The sequence below is a fragment of the Methanoregula sp. genome, assembly GCF_049518935.1.
Lineage (GTDB): Archaea > Halobacteriota > Methanomicrobia > Methanomicrobiales > Methanospirillaceae > Methanoregula.
Window position 1 is genome coordinate 101,618 of the sequence record NZ_JBEKRH010000001.1, and the last position, 13,002, is coordinate 114,619.

Consider the following 13,002-nt stretch of genomic DNA (forward strand, 5'->3'; position numbering starts at 1 on the left):
CATTACACCGCGATATTATCCTGAAAAACAGTGGTATTGGTTTTAACAAGGTATACTGTGATGTAACAGAGATAGGATCTGCACCACGCTTTTACTAAGCACCGCGTACAAGTGCTGGTGGAGAGATATTCGTGTCTCAATAACCACGTTTTCTGCGCACCCAAAACGGGCCTTCTTTTATCCATTTCCAATCAGAGCAGCAGCAAGATAAACGCATGAGGGTGATCTTCATCTTTTATGCAGGGTCAATTTGAACATAGACCTCAACAAAAATACACACCAAGGTTGGTGGAATATTTAAAAAAATATTATCCCATGAAAATTTCCGTAAGCAAAATACCAAAAAAATTATTCCGAAATATTTTCCCATCGCTTCCCAAACTTCTTCTCGATTCCCGGCAGGGTCGTATATTCCATCTCGCCAAGTGAGAGCCGGTGGGGTTCGAACGGCCCCTGGTCCCGGACAAAATCCGCGAGCTCGTTGCACCGGCTCCTGACACGGTCAAACGCCGGGTCATCGAACATATCCGCAGGGCCGACCAGTTCCCCGTTGCTGATCTGGAACCCAAGGCAGATCACCCGGGGCGGTCCGTCGAACCGGGTACAGTTGGCATCGCAGACCGCTACCGGCATTAAGGGGCCGTGGTGGGATCCCCGCATCCAGCCGGCGACAATAATCGGCGTGCAGAAGGGTTCAACGACTTCACCTGCGGAGGGGAGGCCGCTCTGCGCCCGGACAATCATGACCGGATCATCCTTGCCCACGTACCGTCCCGCGATCAGGTTCAGCTTCTCTGTGCTGGTAGACGCTGCGATGACCCCGTCTTTTCGCCAGACATGTTTCACTACGTACCGCGAGCAGGCCCCGATACAGGAGAGCAGCGTATAGGTCTCTTCCGGCGTCCGGAACTGGATCTTCCGCTTCTCCAGCACATCATAAACCTCGAAGATGAATCCATCGTGCATGCCCGGATCGATCACAAGACCGGGCGTGTTGAAGGGATCGGCAAATATCTTGTACAGGAAGAAGTTCCATGCGCCGGGACCGGTCTTGTCCGCCATGAAGATGAGGACCGGATCGGATCCCCGCTCCTCAAACTCCATCTCTGCAACACCAGGCCCCAGCCCTTTGATATTACCGGAGAAGGCATCTGCAAGCATATCCTGCCCTGCACCGTAGAGCTTGAGGCTTTTTGCGATCTTCGTACACTCCATGAAGACATCCCACGCGAGCTTATGGACGGCTTTGTTATCCACGCCATGGGTATGGGTCATGATCAGTTCGAGATCATCGCCGCAGTGCGTGACGAACGAATCGATCAGGAGCTTGCCTTCCTGCTCCTTGAGAAGTTTCTGGGCCTTCTCAAGGAGCTTCGGATGGGTACGGGAGTGCCCCGGGTAACTTCCCACATCCGCCTTAATCACGGAGATCGTGGTTTTCGGCATGAGCGTTCACTGTACTTGAGATCTCCCCGGGACGCAAAAAACTTGTGTACGCCGGGAGAACGAAAAACACCGGGAGAAATGAAAAACGTAAGGGAATTAAAAATTATTTTTTGGGTTTCCGGAACAGGGACGCGGTGCCATAGGAGCCGAATGCCCGGAAGAAGACGAGGCTCTCGGCATATGCCATCGCCTGGATCGCTTTCTCGGTCTCCTTTTCGACAGCATAGATGTCCCGGAAGAACTCCTTGATGGCAAACTTGCAGTTCCCGTCGAATATCTGGCGGTCCTGCTTGCCGGGATTGAGGGGCCGGTATTTATCGAGCGTCCATGCATGGATGTCCCGGTAGAGGGCAGGCTCGTACACCTTCAGGGTGGCAAATACCACGTCCTGCCAGAAGGTCCCGACATTGCCCTTGATGATATCTCCCTTGGGGAAGTGCAGGTTGATCAGGTCACGGGGCGTCCCGGTGATCCCGTGCTGGGCGATCCCGACCTTGAGCTTGGCATCCCGCAGGGCCTTTGCAATCGCTTTCGTCTGGGGAATATCGATCGAGAGCTGCTCGATCACGTTCCCGTTCGCATCGTAGGAATGGCCGTGGGAGGATCCGTTGGCAATGGCCAGTACATTGGGAAAGACGTCGTTCTCGTTGAGGGCACGGATGAACTCTACGGCTTCCTCGGGCCGTGTCAGGATAAGCCCCTGCCCGTCCTTCCTGCCGATCTCGCCGACTTCCACTTCGAGACCGAACTCCCGATCGTTCATCCTGTTCTTGATGTACACGGCAAGTTCCGAAGTGACCCGGATATTCTCTTCCAGTTCTTCCCGCACATTTTTTCCCTCGAAATTGAAGAGATGGGACGCATCGATCGCAAAGGAGGTATACCCGGCCTTGATCTGGGCATCGATCAGCTCTTTTGTACCTTCGACTTCCTTTGCATCTCCCTTCTTTATCGATATGTGATCCGCATGGAGTGCCCAGACATCGAACTGTACAGCTTCTGCTGCATTCCGCATCCGTTCCGAGAAGTCCTGCGGTTTTAAGCCCGTGTATCCGCCGCTGAGATCGCATTCGGATCGTGCAAGTTCCATGAAGACCGCAGAATCGGTATCTTTTGCTGCCCTGAATATCCCCTCTGCAACCGTGGTAATACGGACATTCGCCGCCATCACGATGGCCTTGTGGCCGGCAATGCCTTTTAATATCGTGGATCCGGGGATGGGACCATAATCGTTCTGTTTCATAGACTGATCACTACTCTAATGTTCACCCTTCAGTCATTAACGTTTCAATGAGCGCGATCTCCTTCCTGCCACCTACATAAATCGGAGTGATCTGGTCGATCGTTTCCGGTTTGATGGTAAGAATATCGTCCTTCCCGTTGCTGACCGCACCGCCGGCCTGGCAGATGATCATACCCATGGGATTTGCTTCGTACAGGAGGCGCAGCTTTCCCTTCTCCTTTCCCTTGAAACCGGGGTAGGAAAAGACACCGCCCTTGTGGAGGATCTGGTGTACGTCTCCGACAAAACAGCCGCTGAACCGGAGCTTGTATCCCGCTTCCTCGAGAGCGTCAATCCACCTGGCATGGGCAGGGAAGTAGTCCTTCCTGAGTGCGCCGGGCGCATAGATCTTTCCGTCCGGAATTCTCAGGTCCTTATGCCGCAGCACGAAATCACCGGAGTCATTCATGACAAACTCATGCACACCTTTTCCGGTGGTGAATGTCAGGGTGGTGAGCGGCCCGTAGAGGATATAGAGGGCAGCAGCCATGGTTACACCCTTTTCAAGGATGTGCCCGGGGTAGATACCGATAATGGAACCTACGCACAGGTTCACGTCAATCAGGGATGAGCCGTCAAGGGGATCGATGACAACCCCGAAATTGTTCTTCGGGTTGTCGACTTCGATAATCTGGTGCTGTTCCTCCGTGGCGATGTAGCGGACGAGCCGGGTCTTTTTCAGGCCGGATATAAAGATCTCGTCGGCATACTTGTCGAGCGCCATCTGCTCTTCGCCGAACTGGTTGCGGGTAATTTCTTCTGCCGGGGTCTTCGGGATTGTACAGAAAAATCCTCTTTTTACGTGCTGGGCCTGTTCGCTGAAAAACAGAATGAGCTCAGTCAGGTTTTTTTCCGTTCCTGCATCGACAAGAAAATCTTTGAGTAGCATTGTGTAACCGCCTCACGATCCCGTTCCTGGCACATGGGCCCCGGGATCATCCAACAGGATCTCCTGATTCCTGTAGACGTTTGGTGCCGATCTTTATCAGGATTTTTATCCTGACGTTACAGCGCATTTCCAAAAAGGAGGCGCATCCCATGTGCATCCCTCAATATCCGGAAAAATGAGCGCCCGGCCTTAATGCTGGAAAAAAAGTGAGAGGGTTTTCCCATTCCAGTACGTTCAGGCTTCTGCTGCAGTACCGGGAAGACTCCTGAACGTGACTTCAAGCACGCCGTTCTTTATCGAGGAGTGCAGCGAGGCTGCATCCACGGGAGGCAGCGTGGCCGAAGTACGATAGTGATGGTCCGCATCACCGGCATCGATGACGAGCTGATCGCCCTGGACATCGAGCCGCAGGGAGTCATCAGTCACTCCGGGAAGTTCTGCTATCACTTTCACTTCATCCCCGATGCGGTGAACCTCGGTCACCGGCTCGCTGCTGTCGCGGGACCGGGGAGCTTCGATCTCCGGCATCTCGCCGGGGTATCCTCCGCTTTCGAACACGACCCGGTACCCGGAGGCTCCGGGTGAGCCGGCCATGAATTCCCGGTCCATACGGCTGAAGAGCCGGGCGAACATCTCGTCCATCTCCCCGAACATATCCATAGGATCTTCAATCATTTTCATCACCTCGTTTTCCTGGTTATTACGATTCTCTCTCGATCACTCTTTGTCCAGTTTCTTCTCAAGGGATTCGGTCAGCGATGTGATCCCTGCAAAGTCCTTCTTTCGTGCAAAGGTCATCCTGCGGAGATCCGCAACCGCCTTCTCTTCGGCCTTCTTATGGATCAGGCCAGCCCGGGTGATCACCGTCAATGCCTTATCAAGGATGGTGCGCTGGTCCTGGTTGTACAGCATCTCCCATGCCTGCCGCTCGGACTTCTCTATGCCGGCCTCGTCAAGTGATCCCCTGACTTTGAGGAGGGCTGCGTCAAAGTGTGCCTTTGTCAGCATCACGTTCTTGATCGCATCCTTCCGCTCCTGCTCGCTCCTGTCACCCATCTGGACGATAAAGTCCCGCATTGCTGCCATTTTTGCCTCGCGGACAAGGGCCTCGATGTCGGCACCGACATACCCCTCCGTCTGCCTTATGAGCGCCCCGGTGTCTACATCTTTTGCAAGGATATCCCCTGTATCTCCGCCAAGGTAAACCTCAAAGATCTTCTTCCTGCTCTCCTCATCCGGAGCCGGGACATAGATATGCCGCTCCAGCCGGCCCGGCCGGAGCAGCGCATCGTCCAGCATGTCCGGGCGGTTTGTTGCTGCGAGCACGGTCACATTCTTGAGTTCTTCCATCCCGTCGAGTTCCGTGAGGATCTGGGAGACAACACTTTCGGTCACGTGCGAGGATCCCTGGTACGATCCCCGCTTGGGCACCAGTGCATCGATCTCGTCGAAGAATATGATCGACGGTGATGCCTGCCGCGCCTTACGGAAGATCTCCCGTACTCCCTTCTCGGATTCCCCTACCCATTTAGAGAGCAGCTCGGGGCCTTTCACGGCAATGAAGTTGCATTCGCTTTCATTTGCCACGGCCTTTGCGAGCAGGGTCTTCCCTGTGCCGGGCGGGCCGAACAGCAGGATACCCTTGGGAGGCTTGGTCTGGAGCCGTTCGAAGACATCAGGGAACCTGAGCGGCCACTCTACAGCTTCCTTCAGTTCCTGCTTCACGTCCTCGAGCCCGCCTACCTGCTGCCAGGTGATGTCCGGGACTTCGACAAGCACCTCGCGCATGGCGGATGGCTCAACGTGCTTGCGTGCCTCGGCAAAGTCCTCGTTCGTGACTTTGAGCTGATCGAGGACTTCGTTCGGGATATCCTCGTCGATTTTGATCTGGGGGATCACTTTGCGGATTGCGTGCATTGCTGCTTCCTTGACGAGCAGGGCAATGTCGGCACCGACAAACCCGTGGGTGCTGTTGGCATATTCCTCGATCTTCACATCGTCACCCAGGGGCACACCACGGGTATGTACCTGGAAGATCTCCATGCGGCCTTTCTTGTCCGGGATACCGATCTCGATCTCCCGGTCAAACCGCCCGCCGCGCCGCAGGGCCGGGTCGATGGAATCCGGCAGGTTGGTTGCTGCAATGACGATTACCTGTCCCCTGCCCTTGAGGCCGTCCATCAGTGCCAGTAACTGGGCGACTACGCGGCGTTCGAGTTCTCCTTTGGTGTCCTCGCGTTTGGGAGCGATGGAGTCGACTTCGTCGATGAAGATGATCGCCGGGGCATTGGCCTGTGCTTCTTCAAAGACTTCCCGGAGTTTCCCCTCGCTTGCCCCATAGGTACCGCTGACGATCTCAGGGCCGGAGATTGTTATGAAATGGGCATCGACCTCGTTTGCCACGGCCTTTGCAATCAGAGTTTTCCCCGTGCCCGGGGGGCCATAGAGCAGCACCCCTTTCGGCGGCTGGATGCCGAGACGCTCGAAGATCTCCGGGTGGCGGAGCGGAAGTTCGATCATCTCGCGCACGAGCTGCAGCTCACGCCCGAGCCCGCCGATATCCTCATAGTGGATATCGGACATGTCCTTCTTGCCTTCTTCAGCTTTGTACGGCTCTTCCTTGAGTTCGATCTCGGTATCATCCGTTACAATGGCGATCCCTTTGGGGACCACCTTTGCAATGACAAGCGTGATCGAGTTCCCGATCACATCAACGCGGACAGTCTGTCCTTCAATTACTGACCGGCCGCGCAGCACTCTTGAAAGGTACTGTTCACCCCCGACCAGGCGTATCGGTTGCGTGGGTTGGATCACCACCTTCCGGGCATACTCCGCTTCGGATTTCCGGATCCTGACCTTTTCGTCAATGCCGGTCCCGGCATTTCCGCGGACATTTCCGTCAATACGGAGGATGGCAGAGCCGGTATCCTGTGCAAAGCCCGGCCATACTATGGCAGCTGCTTTCTTCTTGCCCTGGATCTCAACGACATCGCCGGATACCAGGCCAAGTTTCTTCATCACCTCAATACTGACCCGGGCAATGCCCCGGCCTGCATCGTCATGCGCTGCTTCTTTAACGGTTACTTCGGAATAATCAGTTTCTGTCAAGCGTAAAACACCTCGTAGGTTCAAGGTTTACCATTAGTTAGTGTGTCAAAGTATTTAAATATTTATCGAGCGGGTTCTGTTAACTTGGTGAGGGGTAGAAATGGATGTTAACCATTGTGGGATGAGAAAAGATAGTGCGTGATGGATGCGTCAGGTGCATCGAGATTTAAAATTAGATTTTGTCAGATTTCTTAAGGTTGCAGGTTTTATGCGTAATTTGTGCATTTTCTAATATTGTCTTTCCACCTTTGGCATGAGGATATTTATGATCGAGATGGTAATCATCCCATTTGACTTCTTTGCCGCAACTGCCACACTTCTTCTCTTTGGACAGCGCCCAAACAGCGCGGCGTTCCTCCTCAGTAAAACTCCTTCGCCCATCTTTTATTACACAAAATGGAATAATGAGTTCCCTGACAATATTATAACACTTCTGCCTTTCTGTCCTATGTGTCGGTTTACCTTTGATGTTTTCAGAATATTCGGTCACCCTTTTATCTTTAGGAGAATAATCGGATTTTTTGTTTGATAAATCCACTTCTTCGGAAAAACGTGTAAGACATTTCTTAATAGTTCCATATTGCTCTAACTGGATATGGTATTCTTTCTCTAACTCGTAAAAAGCCAAAAATAATGGGAAAAAATCATTCTTCAAGTGCCACCGTGTCTTAACCAGATCATCTCCCATAATTTTATTAATTAGATTCTTTGATCGGTCAAATGCTTTTTTCTTCTCATCTTTATCGAGGAACGAATCATTATAAGCTTTATAGAATGCGTTAATTTTGTCTTGCTCCTTCGCTTGAATACCCCCAATCATAGCGATAAAAAGTTCGCTAATAAATTCGGCATCAAGCATCCTCTTAATTTCACTTGCTTTAACAATTCTATTATCTGCCCAAAAATCATCTTTTTCCGCTATGTTATTGACTAATGCAGCAAAATGTCCGCCATAGGTCGCATTCCGAAGTTCTTGATCATTTAATGGGACAACGTATTTGTTCAATCTCCTAAAAACTTCTTTAACCTCTTCTTCCTTGTTTGTTTGCAATTCTCTAGTAACAATTGGATAATTCCAAAATGCTTGTTTTACCCCATCGGGCAAATCTTTGAAAAATTTATTGGGATATGCTGCTCCTTCTGTTTCAAGTATGGCATATTCCCCTTCAATATATTCTAAAATTGACCTAATTCTTTGTTGACCATCAACAACAACATATTTTGTATTGCCCTCTTTATCCGTTAAAACCTGAATATACACTTCTGGAATTGGAAAGTCGTTGAGAATTGTGTCAATTAAGAACGATTTGTTCTTCATTGACCAGACTGGCTTTCTTTGAAAAGGGGGCGCCAAATCGAGTGATTGCCCTTTTGACCATTGATGATATTGTGCAATCCTGAAAGATGAAGGTGGAGCATTTGCCATAAGGTTTCCCTCATATTATACATTCTTTAATCCCCTTTTTATAAGTTTCACAACAGTCTCATTGTTGTTTTTCAAACCAAAATCAATCTTATACTTAAGCACCTCTTTCCAAGTATCCTCGTCGATATCAAGTATCATTTTTTTGGTCATGTTATTAACACATATTAATAATTGTTAATAGGAATACTTAAAGAAATCGTTAAAATTATCATTAATGATTATTAATAATTATTAATCACTCCGACGGAAAAAATAGTGGTTTTACAATCATTTATCGTTTTTATCGTCATAAGGAGGCGGCGCCGTTTGACTGACATGGCCTATTTTCTCGATGATAATTTTTCCATCTTCGATTTTCGCTCTTAGGTCATCACCCGGTTTAAACGGGAATGCGCTATCCCTTACGAATTCGCTCGGAAAATTAATGCTATGTCGAGATTTGACCTCGTACATCCTAACTCTTACAAGATTTACCATAACAGGATCTAGACCTCAAAAATACTTAATACTTTGGTATGTACCACTGTGCACACATAAGTATAAATACATACAATGGTATATACTATAGTATACACTAAGTGAGAGTGAAACAACATGCCCCAAAAGTTTGAACCCTTAACCACAACCCGCGAGGAACGCGGAAAGGCAATCACAGAAAAGAAAGGCCAAATCTGGAGATACAGTGACAGCCTGTACCGAGTCAAATCCCAATCTGGTCACGGCTCGTATCAGGTAAAGAAGAACGATCTCGGATGGAAATGTACTTGCCCCGATCACCAGATGCGCGGTGTCGAATGTAAACACATTCATGCCGTGAAACTCTCGTTTGCTATCCGCAAACAGGTTGAAACGGTTATGAGGATTGCACCTATTAATTCAACTGCGGATCTCTGCACGTATTGCGGCTCTTCTCTCATCATCAAAGACGGAGTAAGGCACAACGACTACGGTGACATTCAGGTTTTTTACTGCAAGGAATGCGGGAAGCACTTTGTTCTGAATGCAGGGTTTGAAGGCATGAAATCCACACCGCAGGACATTACCGCAGCGATGCAGCTTTACTTCACCGGGTTATCGTTCAGGAACGTTACAAAGGCACTGAAACTGCACGGGGTTAAAGTCTCTCACGTTGCCGTCTACAAGTGGATCAACAAATATACGGCGCTGATGGAACAATATATTGAGAAGATCCAGCCACAGGTTTCCGATACGTGGAGAGCTGATGAGATTTACGTTAAAATTAAGGGTGATATGAAATATGTGTTCGCTGTGATGGACGACGAAACACGATATTGGATTGCACAGGAAGTCGCAGGGTCAAAGTTCAAGCACGATGCGGCAAAGATTTTCCGCGACGCAAAGGAAATCGCAGGGAAGCGCCCCAACGTGATGGTTACGGATGGATTACCGGCGTATCACGACGCATTTAACCGTGAGCTTTACACCAATACAAAACCACAGTCTAGACACGTTAATGCCATAAAACTCACCGGGAATGTATGGAACGAGAACAACAATAAGATGGAGAGATTAAACGGTAGCATTCGTGACCGGGAAAAGACAATGCGCGGAATAAAGAAAGTCGATACAAAGGTTCTGCCCGGTATGCAGATTTATCACAACTATGTCAGACCGCATGAAGCGTTAGATGGAAAGACACCAGCTGAGGCATGTGGGATTGTGGTTGAAGGGGAGAACAAGTGGATGACGTTAATTCAGAATGCTGCGACGGCAGTGGCAAAAGAAAGATAACTCTCTTTAGATAGATTTATGGTTGCATAGATTTCTCAGGGAATTGTGAGTACTGAGGGAGACTTTTTTTGGGGAGTTATAAAACCCACAAAGGATTTTACAACTTCGTATGCATTTAATTTAATTTTAACAACACTATCGTCAACCCAAACACCACTTAATCTTGGACAAATTGCAGCAATTTGGGGATTGATCTCACTGGTTGACGATGCAACCTCCGGATATCTTATAGATTTAAAATACGTAAAACAGGGATATTACGATAATATAAAAGCAATTCCGAGAGTTATAGGGATGATATTTGGTATCATATTCTTTTGGTCATTACTCGCAATTAGTTTCGGAGCGACGTTCTTTGATGCTATTTTTGTAGTAATGATCCCCATTACATGCATGCTTTTAGGACTTATCCTACGGATGGCAATGTCTAGCCGAATAAAATTATAATGATTAGAATTATCTGAATTGCTACGATTGGGCTTATATTAATTACAACAAACGCGTTGAAATTCTCTTTTGATTCCATTCCCTGTCGATATAAAATGTAATAACTGATAACACAAAAGCAAACAATAAAATCAACTCCGAAAATAGGGAGAAATCCCAGTCTGGTTAACAACATTTTTCATCCCTCGCCAAGTTAACAGAACCATCGAGCGGGGCGCCCGGTATCCTCCCGATTTGCCTGTTGAATCCCGGAAAGGAATCCTCAATAAAGGAAAAACAAAAAAAACTGTGTTATTCCAAATCAACTTTACTTGTGGACTTAACAAGCCAGATTTAGTCCAGAATTGAAAAACCGAGCCTTTATCTGGTCTTTATTGCAACATTTATGGCATGAGTATTGTCGCAGATGCCAAGCGTGGCGTCGTCACTGAAGAGATGAAACTGGTAGCAAAGCAGGAAGGAGTCACCGAAGACTTCGTCCGCCGCGGGGTTGCCGGGGGCCATATCGTTATCCCGGTCTCCCCCTACCGGAAAGTAAAAATCTGCGGTATCGGGGAGGGCCTCCGTACCAAGGTGAACGCCTCGATCGGGACATCCACGGATATTATCGATATCAAGCAGGAGATCGAGAAAGCCCGGCAGGCCGAACTCGCCGGCGCTGACACCCTCATGGAGCTCTCCACCGGAGGAGACTTCCTGGAGATACGCAGGCAGATTATCGCCAACACCAGCCTCTCGGTCGGGTGCGTTCCGCTCTACCAGGCATTCATCGAAGCGGCAATAAAAGACGGTGCCGTTGTCAATATGAAGGAGGACGACCTCTTCCGCATTACGGCAGAGCAGGCAAAGCTTGGCACAAACTTCATGGCCATCCACACCGGCATCAATTTTGAGACAATCAAGCGCCTGAAGAACCAGGGCCGGCACGGCGGGCTGGTCTCCCGGGGCGGCGCGTTCATGACGGCATGGATGCTCCACAACGAGAAAGAGAACCCGCTGTACAGCGAATTCGATTACCTTCTCGAGATCATGAAGGAGCACGAAGTCACGCTCTCCATGGGGAACGGCATGCGGGCCGGGGCAATCCACGACGCCACCGATCGGGCCGCGGTCCAGGAACTCCTGATCAACGCTGAACTGGCCGACAAGGCGCACCGGGAGAACGTCCCGGTCATTGTCGAGGGTCCGGGCCATGTCCCGATCGATGAGATCGCGGCGAATGTTACCCTGATGAAGCGGGTCACCAACAACAAGCCATTCTACATGCTGGGCCCCATCGTTACCGATATTGCACCGGGCTACGATGACCGCGTCGCCGCCATCGGAGCCGCCATCTCCTCCTCGCTCGGTGCGGATTTCATCTGCTACGTAACCCCCGCAGAGCACCTTGCACTTCCGACTCCCGAAGAAGTATACGAGGGAGTCATGAGTTCCCGTATCGCAGCCCATGTCGGCGACATGATCAAGCTGAAGAAGACCCGTGACCTCGACCTCGAGATGGGCCACGCCCGTCGCGACCTTGACTGGGACCGCCAGTTTGCCGTTGCCATGAACCCCGCCCGGGCAAAAGCCATACGTGCAGAGCGGATGCCGGCTGATACCGACGGGTGCACGATGTGCGGCGACTACTGCGCAATCAAGATCGTCAACCGTCACTTCAAATTCTGATCACCTCCCCTTTTTGCCACGCACTTTTTTTTTGGTGATTCATCATTTGGCGCCACCAAAATTTTCATGCGCTTGATATTCCACATGAAATTAGCGCTAGATCAAGAAAATTCGGATTTTTTCATGTGATTGGGTAATACAGCGTTATCGCAATATGGGGAATGCCCTAGCGACGGGGGCGAAGCCCCCAAGAACGTCTTTAAATTGAAAAATAAATGAGATTCTTTGAATTTTTTCATAATAATACTAATTCAATGGTGGTTTTTATTGAGCAATCACCTTTTTTTTAATTTCACAGGCACGCAATCTCAACGATTATGGCAGAAGACGGTCAATTATCTGTACCTACTACCATGCAGGAAACAGATCTCAGGTCCGCCAAGCACAGCATGAGGGATACAGCCCGCTATAAGCGTGCAGCACTTTCACCGGAGGAAATTTCGGCAGCCAGCAACAGCATCCATGAACACCTGCTGGGCATCCTTGACGGCACTGACCAGCTCATGATCTATGTCTCAAAACCTCTCGAAGTGGACACGCACCCGCTTATCGAACAGCTGTTATCCGGTAAGCGGAAGATCGTGGTCCCGATCATTGAGAAAGAGACAAAAACACTACGACTCACCTATCTTACCCAAACCTCTGATCTTATCGAGAGCACATTCGGAGTCCCTGAACCGATCGGCCGGGAACGACCTGTTGATCCACGGGCGGTCAAAGCAGTAATCGTCCCCATGCTCGGATTCGATCAACGTGGTCACCGTCTCGGGTATGGAGCCGGTTACTATGACCGGTTCCTGTCGGCCAATCCCCACCTGCTGAAGATCGGGCTCGCGTTCTCATGCCTCGAAGCAGCAGAGATCCCCGTAGATGAAAATGATGTCAGTATGGACCTGATCATCACTGAGCAGGGCATCATCCGCTGCGGCAGCTGCCGGGTCACGGATAAAGAGGATACCTGGCGCAATACACTCAAATAACCCC

At 50.0% G+C, this 13,002-nt stretch carries 11 protein-coding genes; 4 read left to right on the forward strand and 7 right to left on the reverse strand.

Annotated elements, in window-relative coordinates; genetic code table 11:
• Positions 1-348 precede the first annotated feature (348 nt).
• The 7 genes from fbp to ABSE13_RS00490 form a co-directional block, all read right to left on the reverse strand.
• A complete protein-coding gene (fbp, locus tag ABSE13_RS00460; RefSeq protein ID WP_424026510.1) occupies positions 349-1,446 on the reverse strand; it encodes a fructose-1,6-bisphosphate aldolase/phosphatase in 1,098 nt (365 codons plus the stop codon).
• 103 nt (positions 1,447-1,549) lie between these two features.
• Positions 1,550-2,689 carry a class II fructose-bisphosphate aldolase gene (locus ABSE13_RS00465; RefSeq protein WP_424026511.1) on the reverse strand — a complete coding sequence of 380 codons (1,140 nt, stop codon included), beginning with the start codon at positions 2,687-2,689 and terminating at the stop codon, positions 1,550-1,552.
• Between the two features lie 22 nt (positions 2,690-2,711).
• On the reverse strand, positions 2,712-3,617 hold the full coding sequence (locus ABSE13_RS00470; protein ID WP_424026512.1) for a class 1 fructose-bisphosphatase: 906 nt from the start codon (positions 3,615-3,617) through the stop codon (positions 2,712-2,714).
• A 234-nt stretch (positions 3,618-3,851) separates the two neighbouring features.
• Positions 3,852-4,292, reverse strand: a complete 441-nt coding sequence (locus tag ABSE13_RS00475; RefSeq protein WP_424026513.1) for an Hsp20/alpha crystallin family protein — start codon at positions 4,290-4,292, stop codon at positions 3,852-3,854.
• Between the two features lie 42 nt (positions 4,293-4,334).
• Positions 4,335-6,725, reverse strand: coding sequence for a CDC48 family AAA ATPase (locus tag ABSE13_RS00480; RefSeq protein WP_424026514.1), 2,391 nt, complete (start codon positions 6,723-6,725; stop codon positions 4,335-4,337).
• Between the two features lie 172 nt (positions 6,726-6,897).
• Positions 6,898-8,151: a GmrSD restriction endonuclease domain-containing protein gene (locus tag ABSE13_RS00485; RefSeq protein WP_424026515.1), complete on the reverse strand. Its 1,254-nt coding sequence runs from the start codon at positions 8,149-8,151 to the stop codon at positions 6,898-6,900.
• A 267-nt stretch (positions 8,152-8,418) separates the two neighbouring features.
• Positions 8,419-8,628, reverse strand: a complete 210-nt coding sequence (locus ABSE13_RS00490) for a hypothetical protein (RefSeq protein WP_424026516.1) — start codon at positions 8,626-8,628, stop codon at positions 8,419-8,421.
• A gap of 117 nt (positions 8,629-8,745) precedes the next feature.
• Between ABSE13_RS00490 and ABSE13_RS00495 the strand changes: the two genes are divergently transcribed.
• From ABSE13_RS00495 to ABSE13_RS00510, 4 genes are all read left to right on the forward strand, one after another.
• On the forward strand, positions 8,746-9,903 hold the full coding sequence (locus tag ABSE13_RS00495; protein ID WP_424026517.1) for a DDE-type integrase/transposase/recombinase: 1,158 nt from the start codon (positions 8,746-8,748) through the stop codon (positions 9,901-9,903).
• A 45-nt stretch (positions 9,904-9,948) separates the two neighbouring features.
• Positions 9,949-10,350, forward strand: a complete 402-nt coding sequence (locus tag ABSE13_RS00500) for a hypothetical protein (protein ID WP_424026518.1) — start codon at positions 9,949-9,951, stop codon at positions 10,348-10,350.
• A 390-nt stretch (positions 10,351-10,740) separates the two neighbouring features.
• Positions 10,741-12,018: a phosphomethylpyrimidine synthase ThiC gene (gene thiC / locus ABSE13_RS00505; RefSeq protein ID WP_424026519.1), complete on the forward strand. Its 1,278-nt coding sequence runs from the start codon at positions 10,741-10,743 to the stop codon at positions 12,016-12,018.
• 317 nt (positions 12,019-12,335) lie between these two features.
• Positions 12,336-12,998: a 5-formyltetrahydrofolate cyclo-ligase gene (locus ABSE13_RS00510; RefSeq protein ID WP_424026520.1), complete on the forward strand. Its 663-nt coding sequence runs from the start codon at positions 12,336-12,338 to the stop codon at positions 12,996-12,998.
• The last annotated feature ends 4 nt before the right edge of the window (positions 12,999-13,002 follow it).